The sequence below is a fragment of the Streptomyces sp. NPDC029169 genome, from assembly GCF_055563935.1.
The window spans coordinates 133,395-155,602 of record NZ_JBVHXA010000020.1 but is presented as its reverse complement, the minus strand read 5'-3'; the positions used below and the strand labels follow the sequence as shown (position 1 = coordinate 155,602).

Genomic DNA, 22,208 nt, shown 5'->3' with positions numbered 1-22,208 from the left:
CCCCCCCCCCCCCACCCCCCCCCCCCCCCCCCCCCCCCCCCCCCCCCCCCCCCCCCCCCCCCCCCCCCCCCCCCCCCCCCCCCCCCCCCCCCCCCGCCCCTGTGTCACGCAGTCGGAACGCTTACGCGTCCTTCGAGAGGTTCGGGCCCGGTCCGCCCGTCGCCTGCTCGATCGGCGGGACGTCCGGCAGCGCCGACTTCTCCTCGCCGCGGAAGGTGAACGTCTTCGCCTCACCCTCGCCCTCGGTGTCCACGACCACGATGTGACCGGGGCGCAGCTCGCCGAAGAGGATCTTCTCGGAGAGCGAGTCCTCGATCTCGCGCTGGATCGTCCGGCGCAGCGGCCGGGCGCCCATCACGGGGTCGTAACCCTTCTTGGCGAGCAGCTCCTTCGCGGACTGGGAGAGCTCGATGCCCATGTCCCGGTCCTTCAGGCGCTCGTCCACCCGGCTGATCATCAGGTCGACGATCTGCAGGATGTCGTCCTGGGTGAGCTGCGGGAAGACGATGACGTCGTCCACACGGTTCAGGAACTCCGGGCGGAAGTGCTGCTTCAGCTCGTCGCTGACCTTGGCCTTCATCCGCTCGTAGTTGGACTTCGTGTCGCCCTGGGCGGCGAAGCCCAGGTTGAAGCCCTTCGAGATGTCCCGGGTCCCGAGGTTGGTCGTCATGATGATGACCGTGTTCTTGAAGTCCACGACCCGGCCCTGGGAGTCGGTCAGGCGACCGTCCTCCAGGATCTGGAGAAGGGAATTGAAGATATCGGGGTGGGCCTTCTCGACCTCGTCGAAGAGGACGACGGAGAACGGCTTGCGGCGCACCTTCTCGGTGAGCTGGCCGCCCTCTTCGTAGCCGACGTATCCGGGCGGAGAACCGAAGAGGCGGGAAACGGTGTGCTTCTCGCTGAACTCCGACATGTCGAGGGAGATCATCGCGTCCTCGTCGCCGAAGAGGAATTCGGCGAGCGCCTTGGACAGCTCGGTCTTACCGACACCGGACGGGCCGGCGAAGATGAACGAGCCACCGGGGCGCTTCGGGTCCTTCAGACCGGCTCGCGTACGGCGGATCGCCCGCGAGAGGCCGATGACCGCGTCCGTCTGGCCGATGACGCGCTTGTGGAGCTCGTCCTCCATGCGCAGCAGGCGGCTCGACTCCTCCTCGGTCAGCTTGAAGACCGGGATGCCGGTGGCGGTCGCGAGGACCTCGGCGATCAGCTCGCCGTCGACCTCGGCGACGACGTCCATGTCGCCGGCCTTCCACTCCTTCTCCCGCTTGGCCTTCGCCGCGAGCAGCTGCTTCTCCTTGTCGCGGAGAGACGCCGCCTTCTCGAAGTCCTGGGAGTCGATCGCGGACTCCTTGTCCCGGCGGACGCCGGCGATCTTCTCGTCGAACTCGCGGAGGTCCGGCGGCGCGGTCATCCGGCGGATGCGCATCCGGGAACCGGCCTCGTCGATCAGGTCGATCGCCTTGTCCGGCAGGAAGCGGTCCGAGATGTACCGGTCGGCCAGGGTCGCGGCCTGGACGAGGGCCTCGTCCGTGATGGAGACCCGGTGGTGCGCCTCGTAACGGTCGCGCAGACCCTTGAGGATCTCGATCGTGTGCGGCAGCGACGGCTCGGCGACCTGGATGGGCTGGAAGCGGCGCTCGAGGGCCGCGTCCTTCTCCAGGTACTTGCGGTACTCGTCGAGCGTGGTCGCACCGATGGTCTGGAGCTCACCGCGGGCCAGCATCGGCTTGAGGATGCTGGCGGCGTCGATCGCGCCCTCGGCGGCACCCGCACCCACCAGGGTGTGAAGCTCGTCGATGAACAGGATGATGTCGCCGCGGGTACGGATCTCCTTGAGGACCTTCTTCAGGCGCTCCTCGAAGTCACCGCGGTAGCGGGAGCCGGCGACCAGCGCGCCGAGGTCCAGGGTGTAGAGGTGCTTGTCCTTGAGGGTCTCGGGCACCTCGCCCTTGACGATGGCCTGCGCCAGGCCCTCGACGACGGCGGTCTTGCCGACGCCGGGCTCGCCGATGAGGACCGGGTTGTTCTTCGTACGGCGGGACAGCACCTGCATGACCCGCTCGATCTCCTTCTCGCGCCCGATGACCGGGTCGAGCTTGGATTCGCGGGCCGCCTGGGTGAGGTTGCGGCCGAACTGGTCGAGGACCAGGGACGTCGAGGGGGTGCCCTCGGCAGGACCGCCGGCCGTTGCGGCTTCCTTGCCCTGGTAGCCGGAGAGCAGCTGGATGACCTGCTGCCGCACCCGGTTGAGATCGGCGCCCAGCTTCACGAGGACCTGGGCGGCGACGCCCTCGCCCTCGCGGATCAGGCCGAGCAGGATGTGCTCCGTGCCGATGTAGTTGTGGCCGAGCTGGAGGGCCTCGCGGAGCGACAGCTCCAGGACCTTCTTGGCACGCGGGGTGAAGGGGATGTGGCCGGACGGAGCCTGCTGCCCCTGCCCGATGATCTCCTCAACCTGCTGGCGGACCGCCTCGAGCGAAATCCCGAGGCTCTCCAGGGCCTTAGCGGCGACACCCTCACCCTCGTGGATAAGGCCCAGGAGGATGTGCTCGGTGCCGATGTAGTTGTGGTTGAGCATCCGGGCTTCTTCCTGAGCCAGGACGACAACCCGCCGCGCGCGGTCGGTGAACCTCTCGAACATCGTTAATCGCTCCTCAGAGCGGTCAGTCAGTTAGGGGTCGATCCCCTCCCTGTCCTTCCGCAGCTTAGTCCCGCGAGCGGGGACCGCTCATTCCAACTGCCGACATCCGTCCGGATCACCCCCTCCTCTACGGGGAGACCTGCTGCCGAACAGCCGACAAATGCTCCAACTCGATGGTGCGAGACGATGTTCCCGCAGGCCAAGTAGTTACCCGTGCCGTCAGTACGCCGATGGCGAACGTGAGACGCCAAAGCCCGCGAGTCGCCCCTCCCCACTAGGAATGTCTTACCCGTACGCACTGACACTCCATGCGGCACCCCCCCGTTCCCTCCGCTACGGGCGAACATCCTTGCGCTGCCGAATGCACCCGTACGCCCCCAACGCGGACACGGTGCGCAGTGGATCGAGGACGCAGCGTGGCCGACGGCGTAACCAAGGAGCCCTGGCGGGCGTTCCCCGGGCATGTTCTCCACCGCGCGGCGCGTGCCGCAGCCCCGCTCGCCGCTCGACGGCGGTACGGCGCGCTGGTACGAGGAGGGGCTGGGCTGGGAGACCGTGGCCGGACCGCCCGTGGGCCTGGTGACGGGCCTGCGCTTCGACGTCCTGGAGCTGCCCGCCGCGGCCGGTCGCGCGGTGCTGCGCAGGACGGGCGCGGGTGCCACGGGGCCGGTGGCCCTGGCCGGGCGGCGGATGCGGCTACTGGTCGCCGCGGGAAGCGCGGAGGAGCTGCCGGGGCTGCTCGACTGGCTGGAATGGGGCGGTATCTCGCTGGACCTCACCGCGCTGGGCGCCGGCAGCCGGATGACCGCTCCTGTTCCCCCAGGATGGAGCGGTTCCGGCGCGCCGGGCGCCGCGGTGTGGCTGCGCCCGCCGGAGCCGGGCCGCGCGGTGGAATCCTCGCTGCCGGCTCTACGGGCCGCCGCGTGGGCGGATGCGGCCGCCCCCTGTCTCGTACGGCTCGTGGCCGCCGCGGCGGCGGAGTGCCACCGGGTGCGGCTGCTGAGTGCGCGTCCCCAGGAGAGTCTCCCCGGGCGCCCCGAAGGGCGGCCGGCGATGCGTCCCGAGGGGCCGGTCGCTCAGCAGCTGACTCCTCAGCGGTTCGCGTCCTCGTAGGCCGCCTTGATCTCCGCCGGAACGCGGCCGCGGTCGTTCACGTTGTAGCCGTGCTCCTTGGCCCACGCGCGGATCTTCGCCGTGTCCGGGCTGCCACCGGTGGCGACCCGGCCCTTGCCACGCGTACCAGCGGTGCGGCCACCGGTGCGCCGGCCGCTCTTGGTGTACGGCTCGAGCAGGCCACGGAGCTTGTCCGCGTTGGCGGTGGTGAGGTCGATCTCGTAGGTCTTGCCGTCCAGCGCGAACGTCACGGTCTCGTCCGCCTCGACGCCGTCGAGGTCGTCGACAAGAAGGACCTGAACCTTCTGTGCCACCGGATTTCCTTTCATCGAAAATGCAGTACGCGGAAAGGAAACCGCTTTTCCGGGAAAAACACAAACCCCTGGGAGAGGTTCAGAAGCCCGGCAACGCGGGAAACGTGCGCGATTCGGACATAGGGTTCCGTACGCTCGTTACGATCACAGGTGCAGAAGCATCCGGCTGTTGCCCAAGGTGTTCGGCTTCACTCGTTCGAGACCGAGGAACTCGGCGACACCCTCGTCATAGGAACGCAGGAGCTCGCTGTAGACATCTCCGTCGACCGGAGTCTCGCCGATCTCGACGAAGCCGTGCTTCGCGAAGAAGTCGACTTCGAAGGTCAGGCAGAATACCCGGCGCACCCCGAGCCAACGGGCGGTGTGCAGCAACTTCTCGAGCACGTGATGTCCGACGCCCGCGCCCTTGAACTCGGGATCGACGGCGAGAGTACGCACTTCGGCGAGGTCTTCCCACATCACATGGAGTGCGCCGCAGCCGACGACGACGGCGTCCTCGTCGCGTTCGGCGACCCAGAACTCCTGGATGTCCTCGTAAAGCGTCACGGTGGCTTTGTCGAGCAGGATGCCCCGGCGGACGTACGGGTCGACAAGGCGGCGTACGGCGGGGACATCACTGGTGCGGGCGCGACGAACGGTGACGGTTTTCGAGGCGGTGGAGGGCAACGGCATGGGGGGACGTTATCGCCCGGCGTCCTCGTCGTCGTCGGCACCCTCGCCGACGGGCCCGCTCGTCCCCACGGCGGCGCCGGCGCCCGCGCTCCCGGGGGCTTCCTCCGCAGGCGGGGCGGGGGGCTCGGCCGCGTTGTAGCCCACGACCCGGATGGCGTCGTTGAGGGCGTCCCGCTGCTCGCTCGACATCATGCCGAAGAACGCGACAAGGGCGGCGGCCGGGTTGTCGCTCTGGGCCCAGGCTTCGTTCATCAGTGCGGCCGAGTAGGCGGCGCGGGTGGAGACCGCGGTATATCGATAGGCGCGGCCGTCGACTTCCCTGCGCACCCAGCCCTTCTGATGGAGATTGTCCATTACCGTCATGACGGTGGTGTAGGCGATGGACCGTTCCTGCTGGAGATCCTCCAGGACTTCCCGGACGGTCACCGGACGGTTCCATTGCCAGACGCGTGTCATGACGGCGTCTTCGAGCTCTCCCAATTGGCGGGGCACACGGCCACCATAGTCCGCGAAGCGGGAATGGCCCCCTATTGACGGAGGAAACGCAACAAAAAGGACGTACGACCTGAAAACGGCCGTACGTCCTTCGGTGCGGGCGGGGCTACGAGGCGCTGCCGTCCGCCTGGCGGGTGGCCTCGGCACGGGCGAGGGCGGCGTCCACGGCCGCGTCCTCCTTGGCCTTGTTCGGGCCGCCCTGGCTCTTCACGATCGTGACGACGAGCCCGATGAAGAACGCGGCCATCACGACGGGGGGCAGGAGCGCGGATACGTAGTCCATGCCGTCCAGAGTAGCTATCCGGCGGCGCGTTCCTCGGGCGGGGGCGGGGGTACGGGGCGTCGGCGCGGCGGGAACACCTCGGAGGGCTTGGGCGCCGGGCGCTTCGTGGGGGCGGGTGGCTTCGGGGCGGTCGACGGCTTGGGGGCGGACGGCGGCTTGGGCTCGTCGGAGGCGGCACGGCCGCCGGGGAGAGCAAGCAGCCGGACCCGGGGTGCGCGGGGCACGGGCATGGACGGCAGAGGCAGGGTCGGTACGGACACGGGAACCGCCTGGGAGACGCGGGCGAGACGGGCGCGTACGGAACGTTCGGCGAGGACCTGGCAGCGCACCAGGAGTCCGGCGGCCCGGGGGTCGGACCGCAGGGCGCGCAGGGCGGCGAGGTCGTCGGCCCCGGGGTCGTAACCGGCGCCGAGTGCGTCCTGGAGGAGCTCCAGATAGCCGGTGAGCGAACCGGGCAGGGCCTCGCGGTAGCGGGCCAGGTCGGCGAGGAGGAACGCGCGCAGCCGGCCGGACTCGCGGACGGCGTCGTCCACGGATTCGGCGAGGCGCAGACAGTCCTGGACGTCCTCGTCCGGAAGGGGGGCGGGGTTGAGGGCGGTGGCAAGGGCGCGTCGGAGCACACGCAGCTCGTCCGCGCTGAACGCCATGCCGCCGCGGGATCCGTATGGCGTGGGCATGAGGTGACAATACGCGCTAATCGGACAAATTTCGTTTACCGATCGGCTCGGTGTGGCGCCCTGCCTGCCCGAGCACGGGCGCCGCCGCCGTGCCCCCGCGGGCGCCGCCATGCCGCCACGCGAGCGCGCCCGGGAGCCGCCGCCCTACATGCGCGAGACGTTGCGTTCGTACACCAGGCGCAGGCCGATCAGCGTCAGCCAGGGCTCGTGCTCGTCGATCTGCACGGACTCGCCCAGCACCATCGGGGCCAGACCGCCCGTCGCGATCACCGTCACCGCCGACGGGTCGCCGTCCCGGCCCACCAGCTCGCGCTTCATCCGGGCCACCACACCGTCGACCTGGCCGGCGAAGCCGAAGACGATGCCCGACTGCATCGCCTCGACCGTGTTCTTGCCGATCACACTGCGCGGGCGGGCCAGCTCGATCTTGCGAAGCTGGGCGCCGCGGACGCCCAGCGCCTCGACCGAGATCTCGATGCCGGGCGCGATCGCACCGCCCGCGTACTCGCCGCGCGCGGTGATCGCGTCGTACGTGGTCGCCGTGCCGAAGTCGACCACGATCGCCGGGCCGCCGTAGAGATCGACCGCCGCGACCGCGTTGATGATGCGGTCGGCACCGACCTCCTTGGGGTTGTCCGTGAGGATCGGGACGCCCGTCTTGACGCCGGGCTCGACCAGGACGGCCGGGACGTCGCCGTAGTACCGCCGGGTGACCTCGCGCAGCTCGTGCAGGACCGAGGGCACGGTCGCGCAGATCGCGATGCCCTCGATGCCGTCGCTCAGCTCGACGCCGAGCAGGGGGTGCATGCCCATGAGGCCCTGGAGCAGGACCGCCATCTCGTCGGCGGTACGGCGCGGGTCGGTCGAGATGCGCCAGTGCTCGACGATCTCGTCCCCGTCGAAGAGCCCGAGGACCGTGTGCGTGTTGCCGACGTCGATGGTGAGCAGCATCAGGCCCGCACCTCGCGCAGGTCGAGGCCGATGTCGAGGATCGGGGAGGAGTGGGTGAGCCCGCCGACCGCGAGGTAGTCCACGCCCGTCGCCGCGTACGCCGCCGCGTTCTCCAGCGTGAGCCGGCCGGAGGACTCCAGGGCCGCGCGGCCGGCGACAAGCGCGACGGCCTCCTCGGTCTCCAGGGGGGTGAAGTTGTCGAGCAGGATCAGGTCGGCGCCCGCGTCCAGGACCTCGCGGACCTGGTGCAGCGTGTCGACCTCGACCTCGATCGGCACGTCCGGGAACTGCTCCCGTACGGCCTTGAAGGCCTGCGCCACACCGCCGGCGGCCACCACGTGGTTGTCCTTCACCAGCGCCGCGTCGGACAGCGACATGCGGTGGTTGACGCCGCCGCCGCAGCGCACCGCGTACTTCTCCAGGGCGCGCAGGCCCGGCGTGGTCTTGCGGGTGTCGCGGACCCGGGCCCCGGTGCCCTCCAGGACGTCCGCCCACGCGCGCGTGGCGGTGGCGATGCCGGAGAGGCGGCACAGGATGTTCAGCGCGCTGCGCTCGCCGGTGAGCAGATCGCGGGTGCGGGTGGTCACGCTCAGCAGCTTCTGGCCGGCCTCGACCCGCTCGCCGTCCTCGACGTGCCGCTCGACCTCGAAGGTCTCCGTGCACACGATGGACAGCACCGCCTCCGCGACCCGCAGACCGGCCACCACGCCCGCCTCGCGGGCGGTGAAGTCGGCCGTGGCGATCGCGTCCTCGGGGACGGTCGCGACGGTCGTCACGTCCACGCCACCGTCGAGGTCCTCCTCGATGGCCAGGTGGGCGATGTCCTCGACCTGGACGGGATCGAGCCCGGCGTCGGCGAGGAGCTGCGCGAGCGCGGGGTCGAGCCCGCACTCGTACACCTCGTCGCCGTCGGCGCAGCCGCAGCCGTCACCGCAGCCGCCCGCGTCCTCGGCGGGGGCGCTGATCTGGATCAGAGGGACGTCCACAGGCTGCGGACGGGCTTCTTCGGGCGTGCTCACGGTTGCGGCTCCCTGGGGGCTTCGGGGGTGACGGAGGGAAAGTCTGCGGTGGCGGTACGGCGGACCACGAGCCGCCGGTCCGAGGTGAGGCGCACGATCAGATGGGTCCGCCAGTCCTCGGCGCGCTCGGGGTGGTCCTCGCGCCAGTGGCAGCCGCGGGTCTCCTCGCGCTCCAGGGCGGCGGCGACCAGCACCCGTGCGACGCACAGGAGGTTCGTCGTCTCCCAGGACTCGACGCCCGGCTCGGCCGCCTTGCCCTGGTGGTCCTCCGCCGCCGTGAGGCTCAGCGCCTCCAGGGCGTCGGCGGCGTCCCCGAGGCTCGCCGCGGACCGCAGCACTCCGGCGTCCGCGCTCATGATCCGCTGGATGCGGACCCGGGTCTCGGGTTCGAGCAGCGGCAGCACGGAGGCCGTGGTGGAGACGACCGGGAGGCCCTCGCGGTGCGGGCCGAGCGTGGCGATGTCCTCGGCGATCCGCTCGGCGAAGACCAGGCCCTCCAGGAGCGAGTTCGAGGCGAGCCGGTTGGCTCCGTGAACGCCCGTACAAGCCACCTCACCGCACGCGTAGAGCCCTGGGACGGTCGTCCGGCCCATCAGGTCCGTGCGGACTCCGCCGGAGGCGTAGTGGGCCGCTGGGGCGACCGGGATGGGCTCGGTGACCGGGTCGATGCCGTGGGCCCGGCAGGCGGCCAGGATGGTGGGGAAGCGGTGCTCCCACATCTCGGCGCCGAAGTGGCGGGCGTCCAGGTACATGTGCTCCGTGCCCTGCTCCTGCATCCGGCGCATGATCGCCTTGGCGACGATGTCGCGGGGCGCGAGCTCGGCCAGCTCGTGCTGCCCGAGCATGAAGCGGACCCCCTCCGCGTCGACGAGATGGGCGCCCTCGCCCCGTACCGCCTCGGAGACCAGCGGCTGCTGGCCCTCGGAGTCGGCGCCGAGGAAGAGCACGGTGGGGTGGAACTGGACGAACTCGAGGTCGGAGACCTCGGCCCCGGCGCGCAGGGCGAGCGCGACGCCGTCGCCGGTGGAGACGGCCGGGTTGGTGGTGGCCGAGAAGACCTGGCCCATGCCGCCGGTGGCGAGGACCACGGCGGGGGCGTGGACGGCGCCGACGCCGTCGTGCTGGCCCTCGCCCATGACGTGCAGGGTCACACCCGCCGTACGGCCCTCCTCGTCCTTGAGCAGGTCCAGGACGAGGGCGTGCTCGATGGTGCGCACACCCTGCTCCCGTATCGCCTCGACCAGGGCGCGGGAGATCTCGGCTCCGGTGGCGTCGCCGCCGGCGTGCGCGATCCGGCGGCGGTGGTGGCCGCCCTCGCGGGTCAGGGCGATCTCGCCGGCGTCGTTCTTGTCGAAGTCGGCGCCGGTGGCGATCAGCCGGCGGACGGCGTCGGGGCCCTCGGTGACAAGCAGCCGGACGGCCTCGGTGTCGCAGAGCCCGGCGCCCGCGACGAGGGTGTCGTCCAAGTGCTGCTGGGGGGTGTCGCCCTCGCCGAGCGCGGCGGCGATGCCGCCCTGCGCCCAGCGGGTGGAGCCGGCGTCCAGGCGGGCCTTGGTGACGACGACCGTACGCAGCCCGGCGGCGGTGCAGCGCAGGGCGGCGGTCAGCCCGGCGACGCCGGAGCCGACCACGACGACGTCTGCGTCGATGGACCAGCCGGGCGCGGGCGCGTGCAGCCGTATTCCGGTCACTTGGTGGCTCCGATTCCGGTCACTTGGTGGCTCCGAAGGTCAGCGGGATGTTGTCGATCAGCCGCGTCGTGCCCACGCGCGCGGCGACGGCGAGGATCGCGTCGCCGTCGTGGTCGTCGGCGACCTCGGTGAAGTCGGCCGGGTCGACGAGGGCGAGGTAGTCGAGGACGAGCGGCGGCTCGGCCTTCGCCGCCTCGTCGAGGACGGCGCGGGCAGCGGCCCGTACGGCATCAGCGCCGCCGCTCTCGGACGCCTGGGCGACGGCGTGGGCATCGGCGGCGGCGCGGGCCTCGCCGAGCCGGGAGAGCCCCTCCGCGCGCGTCCCGGCGCGGTTCTGGGCACCGGGCAGGGAGTCGGCACGGGCGCGCAGCGCGTGCTGCGCGGCGAGCCGGTCGCTCGCGGCGAACAGGGCGCGGGAGAGAGCGAGGGCGGTGCGGCGCTCGCCGGCGGAGAGGTACCGGTTACGGCTGGAGAGGGCGAGGCCGTCGGCCTCGCGGACGGTCGGCACGCCGACGATCTCCGCGGCGAAGTTCAGATCACGGGCCATCCGCCGGATCAGGGCCAGCTGCTGGGCGTCCTTCTGGCCGAAGAAGGCCAGGTCGGGGCGGGTGAGATGGAGCAGCTTGGCGACGACGGTGAGCATGCCGTCGAAGTGGCCGGGCCGCGAGGCGCCTTCGAGCCGCTCGCCCATGGGGCCGGCGCTGATCCGGACCTGGGGCTCGCCGCCGGGGTAGACCTCGTCGACGGACGGGGCGAACACCACGTCCGCGCCCGCCTCCGCGGCGATCTTCAGGTCGGCGTCCAGCGTGCGGGGGTAGCGGTCGAGGTCCTCGCCGGCGCCGAACTGGAGCGGGTTGACGAAGACGGTGACGATGACGGTGCCCTTGCGGCCCGCCCGCTCGCGGGCGGTGCGGATGAGGGTGGCGTGGCCCTCGTGGAGGGCGCCCATGGTCATGACGACGGCGACGGGACCACGAGGCGCGTGGTCCCGGTGGTAGTCCAAATCGTCCTGCGTGTGGATCAGCTCGGCGCTGCGGCTCATCGGTTGATCTCCCCGTCGGCGAGCACGCCCAGTAGATCCTCGGCCAGCTCGGGCTTGAGCAGGCCGTGCGCGAGCGCCCGGTCGGCGGTCGTGCGGGCCATCGCCAGATAGCCGGCGACGGTGCCGGGCGCGTGCTTGCGCAGCTCGGCGACGTGCGCGGCGACCGTACCGGCGTCACCGCGCGCAACGGGGCCGGTGAGGGCGGCGTCACCCGAACGCAGGGCGTTGTCCAGGGCGGCGCCCAGGAGCGGGCCGAGCATCCGGTCGGGGGCGGCGACCCCGGCCGTACGGAGCAGCTCCATGGACTGGGCGACCAGGGTGACCAGGTGGTTCGCGCCGAGCGCGAGGGCCGCGTGGTAGAGCGGGCGGGCGTCCTCGGCGATCCACTCGGGCTCGCCGCCCATCTCGATGACCAGGGCCTCGGCGGCCAGGCGCAGCTCCTCGGGCGCGGTCACCCCGAAGGAGCAGCCGGCGAGGCGCTGGACGTCGACGGACGTGCCGGTGAAGGTCATCGCGGGGTGCAGGGCGAGCGGCAGCGCGCCGGCCCGGCGGGCGGGGTCCAGGACCTTCACGCCGTACCGCCCGGAGGTGTGCACGAGCAGCTGCCCGTGCCGTACGGCCCCGGTCTCGGCGAGGCCCTCGACCAGGGCGGGCAGGGCGTCGTCGGGAACGGTCAGCAGCACCAGCTCGGCGCGGGCGAGCACCTCGGCGGGCGGCACGATCGGCACGTCCGGGAGCAGCGTCGCGGCGCGCCGACGGGACGCGTCGGAGACCGCGGAGACGGCGACGGGGCGGTGTCCCGCGAGCTGGAGAGCGGCGGCGAGCGCGGGGCCCACCCGGCCGGCTCCGACGACTCCGACGGTGAGTCGCGCGGGTCGGTCTTCCGCTCGGGGTTCTGCTGGATGGTTCACGCGGCAACGGCCTTCCGTTCCAGTCCGCGGGGGGTACCGGACGATTTCTGGTCATGCTACGCCAGCGTTTCGCGCTCCTCCGTGACTGTCCACAGGGTGCGGGGGCGGTGTGATGATCGGCCCATGGACGAACCCTTGGACGAACCCTTGGACGAGACGGAAGCACGGCTGTACCGGGCGGAGGTGTGGGGCGGTGCGCGGCGCACGCTGTGGCACGCGCCCGTGGAGGGCACGGTCGGGGAGCGGCTGCGGGAGCTGGCCGACTGGGCGACGGCCATGGAGGACGACGGCGGCCGGCTCGACGCGTACGGCGACGAGCTCGTCGAGCGAGTCGAGCGGCGGGTCACCGAGGAGCTCGGGCTCCCGGCCGCCGTGTTCTTCCCCACCGGGACGATGGCCCAGCAGGTGGCGCTGCGCTGCTGGGCGGGGCGCACCGGCAGCCCGGTCGTCGCCCTGCACCCGCTCGCACACCCGGAGGTCCACGAGGGCGGGGCGCTGGGGGCGGTGAGCGGGCTGCGGACGGTCCATCCGACGGACGAGCCGAGGCTGCCGACGGCCGAGGAGGTACGGAACCATCCGGAGCCGTTCGGGACGCTGATGCTGGAGCTGCCGCTGCGGGACGCGGGGTTCGTGCTGCCGTCCTGGGACGAGCTGGTCGAGGTCGTCGAGGCGGCGCGCGAACGCGACGCGGTGGTGCACGTCGACGGCGCGCGGCTGTGGGAGTGCGCCCCGCACTTCGGGCGCGGCCTGCGGGAGATCGCGGGGCTCGCGGACAGCGTGTACGTGTCCTTCTACAAGTCCCTGGGCGGCCTGTCGGGCGCGGCGCTGGCCGGCCCGGAGGGCGTGATGGAGGAGGCCCGGGTGTGGCGGCACCGGTACGGGGGCCAGGTCTTCCAGCAGTACCCGGCGGCGGTCTCCGCGCTGCGGGGCCTGGAGCGGGAGCTGCCGCGGCTGCCGTCGTACGTGGCGCACGCGCGCGTGGTGGCGGACGGTCTGCGGGCGGGCTTCGAGGAGGCGGGGGTGCCGTGGTTCCGGATCCACCCGGAGCCCCCGCACACCCACCAGTTCCAGGTGTGGCTCCCGTACGACCCGGAGGTCCTGACGGCGGCGTCCGTGGCCCTCACGGAGGCGACGGACACGGTCCTCTTCCGCGGGTGGCGCAGCCCGGGCGCGGGCGGTCCGCCGGGGGTGGCGGTGACGGAGGTGACGGTGGCGGAGCCAGGGCTGGAGTGGACGGAGGGGGACGTACGGGAGGCAGTGCGCGAGTTCGTGGCGCAGGTGCTGTGATTCCCCCACCCCGCCCCTTCCCGGCAGCATCCATCAGCGGCTCCGCCGCGGGCTGCCGGGGGCTGGTGGGGGTGCGAGGTGGGCTTCGGGGGCGCCGCCCCCGGCCCCGCGGCAGCGGCAGCTTCGCGCCGCAGGAACAGCGGCAAGGCCCTGCGGGATCCGGGCGGGCCCGGGCCGGGCGGATCCCGCTTCGCGCCGCGGGCGGGTGATAGGCCCTGCACGATGCGCCGGGCGGGATCCGCGGTCGCGCCGATTGACGGGCGCCGTCAAACGGGGCGACAGCGGGGCAGGAGCGACCCGCACCATAGGGGCGTGAGCGTGACCATCGACATCACCGGACTGCCGCACGAGCGGATCTCCTTCGGACCCTCGCCGCTGGCCGAGCTCGGCGCCGCGCTGCACGCGCTCGCCGAGCCCGCCCACCACGCCCGGCTCCACGGGTGGACCACGACGACCGCCGCCGCCCTTCAAGCCGGAACTCGCCGACCGCCTGCACGAGGCCGACTTCATGTGGCGGTCCACCCGGTCCGACTTCCTGCTGCCCGCCCAGCCGCGCGAGACGCTCGCCGAGGAGCTCGACGACCTCGACCGGATGGACGACGAGACGTACGTGGGGGCGGCGCTGGAGATCTCCTGCAGCAGCCACTACACGGACGGCCTACCCTCCCCGCTCGTCGACCCGCAGGCCCGCCGCCGTGCCCTCGACCTGTCCGCCGCGCGCGGCCCGCGCCAGGCCGCGTTCGCGGAGCGGATGCTGGCCGATCCGCCCGCCACGCGCGCGTGGATCCGACGGCTCCTGGAGGACTGCGAGGACGCGTTCTTCGGCGACACCTGGCAGCGCGTCCGGATCCAGCTCGCCGCCGACGCCCGGCACAAGACCGAACTCCTGCGCCGCAAGGGCCTCGCCGAGGCCGTGGCCGCCGTCTCGCCGGCCATGAGCCTGGAGGAGGACGAGCGCGGTGCCCGGATCGTCGTCGACAAGCTGATGCACGGCCGGACCAGCGCCGACGGCTCGGCGCTCACGTTCCTGCCGACCGCGTTCGGCTGGCCGCATCTCGTCGCCCTGCACGCACCCGGCTGGCAGCCGGTGATCCAGTACCCCGTCTCCACCCGCGAGCTCGCCGGCACCGCGCCCGTGGAGGCCGTCAAGCTCCGGCTCGAGGCCGTCGCGCACCCGATGCGGATGCGGCTCTGCCGCAGCCTCGCCCGCGCCTCGTACACGACGAGCGAGCTGGCCGACGCGTACGGCATCACCGCTCCGGAGGTCTCCCGGCACCTCGCCGTCCTGCGGAAGGCCGGGCTCCTCACCACCCAGCGCCGCGGCCGCTACGTCCTGCACCAGCTGGACGTGACCGTCGTCGCCCGCCTGGGCAGCGACTTCCTCGAAGCCGTCCTGCGCTGAACAGCCAGGGCGATCAGACCGCCCCGCCGCCCGCCCGCACCAGGCCCGTCTCGTACGCGAGCACCACCACCTGCACCCGGTCGCGCAGCTCCAGCTTGGTCAGGATCCGGCCGACGTGCGTCTTCACCGTCGCCTCCGACAGCACCAGCCGGGCGGCGATCTCGCCGTTCGACAGGCCCTGGGCGACCAGGAGCATCACCTCGCGCTCCCGGTCGGTGAGCCGCTCCAGCTCCTTGTGCTGCGGCTCCCTCCCCGACGACGGCAGCATCGGCGAGAAACGGTCGAGCAGCCGGCGGGTGGTCGACGGGGCCACGACCGCGTCGCCGCTGTGCACGGAGCGGATCGCGCCGAGCAGCTCGGCCGGCGGCACGTCCTTCAGCATGAAACCGCTCGCGCCCGCCTTCAGACCGGAGAAGGCGTACTCGTCCAGGTCGAACGTGGTCAGGATCAGCACCTTGGGGGCGTCGGGCTCCGCGCAGATCCGCCGGGTCGTCTCGACCCCGTCGAGCTTGGGCATCCGTACGTCCATCAGCACGACGTCCACGGCCGTCGAGCGCAGCACCTCCAGCGCCTCCACGCCGTCGCCCGCCTCGGCCACGACCTCCATGTCCGGCTGGGCGGCGAGCACCATGCGGAAGCCGGTGCGCAGCAGCACCTGGTCGTCGACGAGCATCACGCGGATGGACATGAAGATCCTTAAGGGTCGTCAGTGAGCGGGCTTGAGGGGGAGCAGGGCGCTGATACGGAAGCCGCCCCCCGGACGCGGCCCCGCGTCGAGGGTGCCGCCGACCATGCCGACCCGCTCCCGCATACCGATCAGGCCGTGGCCCCGGCCGTCGGCGCCCCCGTCCTCGTACATCTCGTGGGTCGCGCCCCGCCCGTCGTCCTCGACGAGCAGCCCGAGTCCGTCGTCGAAGTACACCAGACGGACACTGGCTCCGACGTCCGGACCGCCGTGCTTGCGGGTGTTGGTGAGGGCTTCCTGCACGATCCGGTACGCCGTGAGCTCGACGCCGCTCGGCAGCGGACGGGGCGTGCCCTCGATCCGGAAGTCCACGGTCAGACCGGCTCCGCGGACCTGCTCGACGAGGTCCTCGATCTGCTCGACGTCCGGCTGGGGCACGTACTCCCCCGCCTCCTGGTGCTCGCCGGTGCGCAGGATGCCCAGCAGCCGGCGCATCTCGGCCAGCGCCTGCCGGCCGGTCGAGGAGATCGTCTCCAGGGCCTGCTTGGCCTGGTCCGGCGAGGCGTCCATGACATAGGCGGCGCCGTCGGCCTGGACGACCATCACCGACACGTTGTGGGCGACGACGTCGTGCAGCTCGCGGGCGATCCGGGCGCGCTCGGCGGCGACGGCGACCTTGGCCTGGGCCTCGCGCTCCTTCTCCAGGCGGGAGGCGCGCTCCTCCAGCTGCGCGAAGTAGGCGCGGCGGGTACGGAGGGAGTCGCCGAGCACCCAGGCGAGCGCGAACGGCACGGTCATGATGATCGTGAAGAAGACGTGGGCGGCCGTGGAGTTGATCTCCTCCTGGTCCGGCCAGCGCAGCTGCGAGAGCGTCGCGGCGCTCAGGCCGCCGGCCAGGGCGAGGCGGGAGGCCCAGCGCGGCCCGTCGTGCGCGGCGACCGTGTAGATGATCACCAGCATCGCGAAGTCGGCGAGGAAGGGCGTCAGCCCGAAGGCCAGCTGGGCGACGCCCACGACGACCGCGAGCACCAGCATCTTCTCCGGCTCGCGCCGCCGCAGCGCGACGACCAGGGACAGCAGCAGCGCCACGATGCCGTACGCGACGGGGTTGTCGAGCGGCGGGTAGGACGACCCCACCACAAGCAGGGAGAACCCGAGGAGGACGACGGCCCAGAGGGTGTCGACGCCCGTCGGGTGTCTGCGGATGAAGTCGTAGAGGCGCTGCACGTCACCCAGCGTAGGGAAAGCAGATAGGTGCAGGGGTCAACCGTGGGGTCGATCCTTGACGTGAGGGCCGTACTCCGCAAGGTGGAGACTGGGGCGCGTGACGGACGAGACGTGTCAGTGGCAGGGGTGGCGCGAGGCCACGGAGCAGGCGTTGTACGGCCCCGGGGGGTTCTTCCTGCGCCCCGAGGGCCCCGCCGGTCACTTCCGCACCTCGGTGCACGCCTCCCCGCTCTTCGCGGGGGCCGTCGCGCGGCTGCTGACCGGGGTGGCGGAGGAGCTGGGGGCGGACGAGGTCTCCTTCGTGGACGTGGGCGCGGGGCGCGGCGAACTGGTGACGGGCGTCCTGGCCGCCGTACCGGAGGGGCTGTCGGTACGGGCGTACGGCGTCGAGCGCGCGGAGCAGCCGGCCGGGCTCGACCCCCGCGTGGAGTGGAGGGACCGCGTGCCGGAGGGGGTCCGCGGGCTGCTCTTCGCGAACGAGTGGCTCGACAACGTGCCGGTGGACATCGCGCAGCTGGACGAGTCGGGGGCCGTCCGGTACGTCGAGGTCCATGCGGACGGAACGGAGCGTCTTGGTCGGCCGGTCACGGGCCCGGACGCCGAGTGGCTGGAGCGGTGGTGGCCGCTGCGAGAACCCGGGGAGCGGGCGGAGATCGGCCGCACGCGGGACGAGGCATGGGCGAGCGCGGTGGGCTCGCTGGCCGCGGGGACGGCGGTGGCGGTCGACTACGCGCATGTACGGGAGTCCCGGCCGCCCTTCGGAACGCTGACCGGGTTCCGGGCCGGCCGTGAGGTGCCGCCGGTACCGGACGGGTCCTGCGACCTGACCGCCCACGTGGCGATGGACGCGTGCGCCTGGGCCGGCGGGGGTGGCGAGCTGGTGACGCAGCGGGAGGCGCTGCGCCGCCTCGGCGTCAGTGGCGACCGGCCTCCGCTTTCGCTCGCCTCGTCCGACCCTACGGCGTATGTGCGGGCGCTCGCCGCGGCGGGTGAGGCTGCAGAGCTGACCGCGCGGGGCGGGCTCGGGGACTTCCTGTGGCTCACGCGGCGGGTACGGGCCTGACGGACCGGAACCGTGCCAGGGATACTGTCCCCATGACGGAGACGACGGTCGGAATCGGCGGGGCGGCGGAGAGCACCGACATGGTGCTGAACATCGGGCCGCAGCACCCCTCGACCCATGGCGTGCTCCGGCTGCGGCTGGTGCTCGACGGTGAGGTGATCCGGCGCGCCGAGCCGGTCATCGGGTACATGCACCGCGGTGCCGAGAAGCTCTTCGAGGCGCGGGACTACCGGCAGATCGTCATGCTCGCCAACCGCCACGACTGGCTCTCGGCCTTCTCCAACGAGCTCGGTGTCGTCATGGCCGTCGAGCGCATGCTCGGCATGGAGGTCCCCGAGCGGGCCGTCTGGACGCGCACGCTGCTCGCCGAGCTGAACCGGGTGCTCAACCACCTCATGTTCCTCGGGTCGTACCCGCTCGAACTGGGCGGTATCACCCCGATCTTCTACGCGTTCCGGGAGCGCGAGGACCTCCAGCACGTGATGGAGGAGGTCTCCGGCGGCCGGATGCACTACATGTTCAACCGGGTCGGCGGGCTCAAGGAGGACCTGCCCGCCGGGTGGCTCGACCGGGCGCGGGCGGCCGTCGCCGAGGTGCAGTCGCGGATGGACGTGTACGACAAGCTGGTCCTCGGCAACGAGATCTTCCGGGGCCGCACCAGGGGGGTCGGCGTCCTGACGCAGCAGACGGCCCACGCGTACGGCGTCTCCGGTCCCATCGCCCGCGCGTCCGGCGTCGACTTCGACCTGCGCCGCGACGAGCCGTACCTGGCCTACGGGGAGCTTCAGGACACGCTGAAGGTCGTCACGCGCGAGGAGGGCGACTGCCTGGCCCGCTTCGAGTGCCTCCTGGGGCAGACCCACAACTCTCTGGAGCTCGCCGACGCCTGCCTCGACCGGCTCGAGGAGCTCCCGCCGGGGCCGATCAACCAGCGGCTGCCCAAGGTGCTCAAGGCCCCGGAGGGTCACACGTACGCCTGGACCGAGAACCCGCTCGGCATCAACGGCTACTACCTGGTCTCCAAGGGCGAGAAGACGCCCTACCGTCTCAAGCTGCGCTCGGCGTCGTTCAACAACATCCAGGCGCTGACGGAGCTGCTGCCGGGCACGCTCGTCTCCGACATGGTGGCGATCCTGGGCTCGCTCTTCTTCGTCGTCGGCGACATCGACAAGTAGCCAGGCCCTGACCGTCAGGAACCGACGGCGCCGCGCAGCTCCGCCACGTCGAGCTGCTCGGTCTCGTCGTGCGCGGTCAGGTCGATGACGTTGCCGATCGCCCGCTGCTCGGGGGTGCGGCGCGCGACCGTCGCCAGGACCTCCTCGCCCACCACGTCGGCCAGGTCGGCGTCCTGTACGGCCTCGATGGCGGCCGCCGCCTTCTGCGTACCGAAGAAGTCGAAGCCTCCCTCGGGGCGCGGGGCGGGGCGCCGGCCCGCGTAGGGGACGATCGCGGCAGCCGGGACGACCCGGACCGCGGGGACGGCCGAGGGTGCGGGGACGACGGCGGTCGACGGTCGAGCGTGCTGCTCGCTCCCGGCGGCCGCCGCGTGCTTCCCCTGCGGCTCCTCCGTCTCCCGGGCGCGCTCGGCGATATCGCGGGTGCGGGCGGCCTCCGCCGTACGGCGGGCCTCCTGGGCGGCGGCGTTGCGCGCGAGGTTGCGCAGGGCGTCGGCGGCCTGGCGGTACGCGTCCGGTGTCGGCGTGGATCCGGCGGCCGGCAGCTCCTTGGCCGGGGCGGACGCCTCCAGGGCGAGCTGCCTGCGGCCTTCGAGGGCGCTGGCCCGCTCCGTCTCGGCGTTGGCGTACCGGCGCAGCAGCGCCGCGTGCTCGCCGCGCAGCCCGGCGAGTTCGATCCGCTTGGAGCGCAGTTTGGCGTCGAGCTTGGCCCGCAGCTCGCGGGACTCCTCGAGGTCGGCCTCGAGCTCGGCTATCCGCTCCTCGGTCTTCCACTGGTCCGCGGTCCTGGCCCGGGTCAGCTCGGCGACCTGGCGTCCGGCGCTCCGGTCCCAACTGCGCATGATGACGCCACCGGTGACCGCGGCCGCCGCGGTGGCGGCCACGAGCAGCCGCAGCACCACGGGATCGGCGAGCAGCCAGGCGCCCGCGGCACAGACGACCGACGCTCCGGCGACCGCCGAGGGCGGCAGGAGCTTGTGCAGGGGAGGTGAATGGCGGTGGCGTCCACGTGGCATGGCCTGAAATTTACCGTGCGTAGGCGCCGTATGGGGTGTCGGTCCGGCAATCTCTTGGCCACTTCTCGCCGTCGCGGCCGGGACCCGATGAGAACCGTCCGCGACCCGGGCCGACTCCCCTTACCCGGGCCTTACTTGCTGACCAGGCCCTTCGACTCCAGATAGGCCTTCGCGACGTCCTCGGGCTTCGCCCGCTCGGCGTCCACCTTGCGGTTCAGTTCGGCGAGATCGGCGGTGGTGAGGACCTTTGTGATCTTGTCGAGGGCGGCGGCGATCTCGGGTGATCCGGCGTCCTTCGCATTGACCACCGGCAGCACATTGTCGGCGTTCTGCAGCTTCTTGTCGTCGTCCAGGAAGACAAGGCCGAAGCTGTCGATCGTCGCGTCCGTCGTGGTGGTCAGCACCAGCTGGTCCACGCCGTCCTTGACCGCCTGCTTGGACTGCGGGGTCCCGACGCCCTTGGGGTCGATCCCGGTCACGTCGATGCCGTACGTCTTCTTCAGGCCCGGCGCGCAGAACGGCCGTATCTCGCATTCGTCGCCGGCCGCGATCTTCACCTTCAGCTGTGCGGCGCCGAGGTCGGAAAGGGTCTTCAGCTTGTTCTTGTCGGCGAATTCCTTCGAGACCGCGAACGCGTTCTGATCGACGGCCTCGCCGACCGCGAGGACCTTCAGCCCACGGGGCTCCGCGAGCTTCTTCAGCCCCTCGACCGTGGCGGTCGCGTCTCCGGACGCGACCGGCTTCTCCTCGGGCGCCTTCGGGCCGTTCACCTTCGCGTTGAGGAATTCCGCGATCGTCGCCGCGTATTCCGGTACGACGTCGATCTCGCCCTTCTCCAGCGAGGGTTCGTACAGCTCACGGTTCTTCACCGTGGTGACGGTGGCGGAGAATCCGGCGTCGTTCAGCACCTGGGCGTAGAGCTCCGCGAGCACCTTGGACTCGGTGAACGCCGCCGCGCCCACGACCAGCGTGCCCTTGCCTCCCGAGGCGCCTTCCTTCCCCTGCTCCAGGCTGTCGCCGCCGCACGCGGCGAGCGAGACGGTCAGCGCCGCCGTGCCCAGTACCGCACCCGCGATACGCGAGGTCCTGCTCACGAGATCACCATTCCCAATCGTCGTTCGGTCGTCGTTCGGTCTCGTCACAAGCGGTTCGGTCGCCGGCCCAGTAGTCGGTCCGCCCCCACCAGCACGACCTCCACCAGGAGGGCGAGCAGTGCCACGAGCAGGGCGCCCGCCACCACCTGAGGGGTGTCGTACGTGTTGAATCCGGCGGTGATGATCCGGCCCAGGCCCCCCTGGCCGACCATCGCCGCGATCGTCGCGGTGGCGACCACCTGCACGGCGGCCGACCGCAGGCCCGTCATGACCAGCGGCCGGGCCAGGGGCAGTTCGACCCTCCGGAAGACCTGTCCGCCCGACATGCCCATCCCCCGCGCGGCCTCGACCACCGCCCGGTCCACCTCCCGCATCCCCACGTACGCGTTGGTGAGCAGCGGCGGCACCGCGAAGAGCACCAGCGCGATCACCGTCGGGACGTAACCGGCGTTGCGCAGCGGCGACACCATGAAGAGGGCGAGGACCGCGAAGACGGGGATCGCCCGCCCCACGTTGGAGACGTTGACGGCGAGCGCGCCGCCCCGGCCGAGGTGCCCGAGCCAGAGCCCCAGCGGCAGCGCGACGGCGCAGGCGAGCAGCAGGGCGACCCCGCTGACGTACACATGCTCACCGAGCCGGTGCCACACCCCGCCCTCGCCCGCCCAGTTGGCGCCGGTGGTCAGCCAGGTCCAGGCGTCCGCCACGACCCCCATGCCTCACTCGCCCCCCGGCGCCGTGCGTATGCGCGTCCACGGGGTGAGCAGCCGCTGCACGCCCAGGAGGAGCAGGTCCGCGACCACCGCGAGCAGCACGCACAGCACCGACGCGGCGAGCACCTGGGCCTTGAAGAACGTCGGCAGCGCGTCCTCGATGAGGTTCCCGAGACCGCCGCGCCCGACGATCGAGCCGACCGTCGTGAGCGCGATCGTGGAGACCGTCGCCATCCGTATTCCGGCCATCAACGCGGGCAGCGCGAGCGGCAGTTCGACCTCCCACAGCAGCCGCGCCGGGCCGTACCCCATGCCGCGCGCGGCCTCCCGCGCCTCGGCCGGCACGGCGTCCAGGCCCGCCACCATGTTCCGTACGAGAATCGTCAGCGAATACAGCACGAGGCCCGTCACCACCAGCGCGGCGGAGAGCCCGAAGAACGGCAGCAGCAGCGAGAACATCGCCAGCGAGGGAATCGTGTAGAGCAGCGTCGTCAGGCCGAGGACGGGCCCGGCGAACCGGGGCCGCGCCCGCACGAGCAGCGCCAGCGGAAAGGCGACGGCGATGCCGATGAGGACGGAGACGGCCGTGATCCCCACATGCTGGAGCAGCGCGTCGGTCAACTCCCCGCTTCGGGTGCGCAGATACTCCCCGCACAGCCAGTCGTTCGTCACCAGACAATTCGCCGCGCTCATGTACCCTCCCCCCGGTCACCGCCGTTGCCGAACGTATGTCT

The 22,208-nt window shown here is 72.0% G+C and carries 21 protein-coding genes and 1 pseudogene; 5 read left to right on the top strand and 17 right to left on the bottom strand.

What is annotated here, in order from left to right:
• Positions 1-121: 121 nt before the first annotated feature.
• Positions 122-2,647, bottom strand: a complete 2,526-nt coding sequence (locus tag ACZ4VI_RS30515; RefSeq protein WP_468004435.1) for an ATP-dependent Clp protease ATP-binding subunit — start codon at positions 2,645-2,647, stop codon at positions 122-124.
• Between the two features lie 462 nt (positions 2,648-3,109).
• Here ACZ4VI_RS30515 and ACZ4VI_RS30510 point away from each other — a divergent pair, with 462 nt between their 5' ends.
• Positions 3,110-3,760: an SCO3374 family protein gene (locus ACZ4VI_RS30510; protein WP_468004434.1), complete on the top strand. Its 651-nt coding sequence runs from the start codon at positions 3,110-3,112 to the stop codon at positions 3,758-3,760.
• Here ACZ4VI_RS30510 and ACZ4VI_RS30505 read toward each other — a convergent pair.
• From ACZ4VI_RS30505 to ACZ4VI_RS30460, 10 genes are all read right to left on the bottom strand, one after another.
• Positions 3,739-4,074, bottom strand: a complete 336-nt coding sequence (locus ACZ4VI_RS30505; RefSeq protein WP_468004432.1) for a histone-like nucleoid-structuring protein Lsr2 — start codon at positions 4,072-4,074, stop codon at positions 3,739-3,741. The genes ACZ4VI_RS30510 and ACZ4VI_RS30505 overlap by 22 nt on opposite strands.
• Before the next feature lie 144 nt (positions 4,075-4,218).
• Positions 4,219-4,746, bottom strand: a complete 528-nt coding sequence (locus ACZ4VI_RS30500; RefSeq protein ID WP_468004430.1) for an amino-acid N-acetyltransferase — start codon at positions 4,744-4,746, stop codon at positions 4,219-4,221.
• Positions 4,747-4,755: 9 nt separating this feature from the next.
• Positions 4,756-5,238: a BlaI/MecI/CopY family transcriptional regulator gene (locus tag ACZ4VI_RS30495; protein ID WP_468004428.1), complete on the bottom strand. Its 483-nt coding sequence runs from the start codon at positions 5,236-5,238 to the stop codon at positions 4,756-4,758.
• Positions 5,239-5,347: 109 nt separating this feature from the next.
• Positions 5,348-5,524, bottom strand: a complete 177-nt coding sequence (locus tag ACZ4VI_RS30490; protein WP_175439017.1) for a hypothetical protein — start codon at positions 5,522-5,524, stop codon at positions 5,348-5,350.
• Positions 5,525-5,538: 14 nt separating this feature from the next.
• Complete coding sequence (locus ACZ4VI_RS30485; RefSeq protein WP_468004451.1) at positions 5,539-6,171, bottom strand: hypothetical protein; 633 nt, start codon at positions 6,169-6,171, stop codon at positions 5,539-5,541.
• Positions 6,172-6,345: 174 nt separating this feature from the next.
• Complete coding sequence (locus tag ACZ4VI_RS30480) at positions 6,346-7,152, bottom strand: type III pantothenate kinase (protein ID WP_468004426.1); 807 nt, start codon at positions 7,150-7,152, stop codon at positions 6,346-6,348.
• Entirely contained in the window at positions 7,152-8,171 is a 1,020-nt protein-coding gene (gene nadC / locus ACZ4VI_RS30475; protein WP_468004424.1) for a carboxylating nicotinate-nucleotide diphosphorylase, read from the bottom strand. The genes ACZ4VI_RS30480 and nadC overlap by 1 nt, the downstream gene beginning before the upstream one ends.
• The gene (locus ACZ4VI_RS30470; RefSeq protein WP_468004422.1) at positions 8,168-9,862 is read right to left on the bottom strand and encodes an L-aspartate oxidase; all 1,695 of its coding nucleotides are present in this window, start codon (positions 9,860-9,862) and stop codon (positions 8,168-8,170) included. The genes nadC and ACZ4VI_RS30470 overlap by 4 nt, the downstream gene beginning before the upstream one ends.
• 19 nt (positions 9,863-9,881) lie before the next feature.
• Positions 9,882-10,904 carry a pantoate--beta-alanine ligase gene (gene panC / locus ACZ4VI_RS30465; protein WP_468004420.1) on the bottom strand — a complete coding sequence of 341 codons (1,023 nt, stop codon included), beginning with the start codon at positions 10,902-10,904 and terminating at the stop codon, positions 9,882-9,884.
• On the bottom strand, positions 10,901-11,815 hold the full coding sequence (locus ACZ4VI_RS30460; protein WP_468004419.1) for a Rossmann-like and DUF2520 domain-containing protein: 915 nt from the start codon (positions 11,813-11,815) through the stop codon (positions 10,901-10,903). The genes panC and ACZ4VI_RS30460 overlap by 4 nt, the downstream gene beginning before the upstream one ends.
• A gap of 123 nt (positions 11,816-11,938) precedes the next feature.
• Here ACZ4VI_RS30460 and ACZ4VI_RS30455 point away from each other — a divergent pair, with 123 nt between their 5' ends.
• The gene (locus tag ACZ4VI_RS30455) at positions 11,939-13,102 is read left to right on the top strand and encodes a threonine aldolase family protein (protein ID WP_468004417.1); all 1,164 of its coding nucleotides are present in this window, start codon (positions 11,939-11,941) and stop codon (positions 13,100-13,102) included.
• Positions 13,103-13,414: 312 nt separating this feature from the next.
• Positions 13,415-14,504: pseudogene (locus tag ACZ4VI_RS30450) on the top strand (DUF5937 family protein).
• Between the two features lie 13 nt (positions 14,505-14,517).
• On the opposite strand, the gene ACZ4VI_RS30445 reads toward ACZ4VI_RS30450, so the two are convergent.
• Both ACZ4VI_RS30445 and ACZ4VI_RS30440 read right to left on the bottom strand, forming a co-directional pair.
• A complete protein-coding gene (locus tag ACZ4VI_RS30445) occupies positions 14,518-15,192 on the bottom strand; it encodes a response regulator (protein ID WP_468004415.1) in 675 nt (224 codons plus the stop codon).
• A gap of 18 nt (positions 15,193-15,210) precedes the next feature.
• Positions 15,211-16,416, bottom strand: a complete 1,206-nt coding sequence (locus ACZ4VI_RS30440; RefSeq protein WP_468004414.1) for a sensor histidine kinase — start codon at positions 16,414-16,416, stop codon at positions 15,211-15,213.
• Positions 16,417-16,513: 97 nt separating this feature from the next.
• Here ACZ4VI_RS30440 and ACZ4VI_RS30435 point away from each other — a divergent pair, with 97 nt between their 5' ends.
• Entirely contained in the window at positions 16,514-17,479 is a 966-nt protein-coding gene (locus tag ACZ4VI_RS30435; protein WP_468004412.1) for an SAM-dependent methyltransferase, read from the top strand.
• Positions 17,480-17,511: 32 nt separating this feature from the next.
• The gene (locus ACZ4VI_RS30430; protein WP_468004410.1) at positions 17,512-18,654 is read left to right on the top strand and encodes an NADH-quinone oxidoreductase subunit D; all 1,143 of its coding nucleotides are present in this window, start codon (positions 17,512-17,514) and stop codon (positions 18,652-18,654) included.
• Between the two features lie 14 nt (positions 18,655-18,668).
• Here the strand turns inward: ACZ4VI_RS30430 and ACZ4VI_RS30425 are convergent, their stop codons facing one another.
• The 4 genes from ACZ4VI_RS30425 to ACZ4VI_RS30410 all read right to left on the bottom strand — a co-directional run bounded on the left by ACZ4VI_RS30425 (position 18,669) and on the right by ACZ4VI_RS30410 (position 22,167).
• Positions 18,669-19,670 (bottom strand): hypothetical protein, encoded by a 1,002-nt coding sequence (locus ACZ4VI_RS30425; RefSeq protein WP_468004408.1) that lies wholly within the window; start codon positions 19,668-19,670, stop codon positions 18,669-18,671.
• A gap of 131 nt (positions 19,671-19,801) precedes the next feature.
• A complete protein-coding gene (locus ACZ4VI_RS30420) occupies positions 19,802-20,764 on the bottom strand; it encodes an ABC transporter substrate-binding protein (RefSeq protein WP_468004406.1) in 963 nt (320 codons plus the stop codon).
• Between the two features lie 44 nt (positions 20,765-20,808).
• Positions 20,809-21,477: an ABC transporter permease gene (locus ACZ4VI_RS30415; RefSeq protein WP_468004404.1), complete on the bottom strand. Its 669-nt coding sequence runs from the start codon at positions 21,475-21,477 to the stop codon at positions 20,809-20,811.
• A 3-nt stretch (positions 21,478-21,480) separates the two neighbouring features.
• A complete protein-coding gene (locus tag ACZ4VI_RS30410; protein ID WP_468004402.1) occupies positions 21,481-22,167 on the bottom strand; it encodes an ABC transporter permease in 687 nt (228 codons plus the stop codon).
• Between the last annotated feature and the right edge of the window lie 41 nt (positions 22,168-22,208).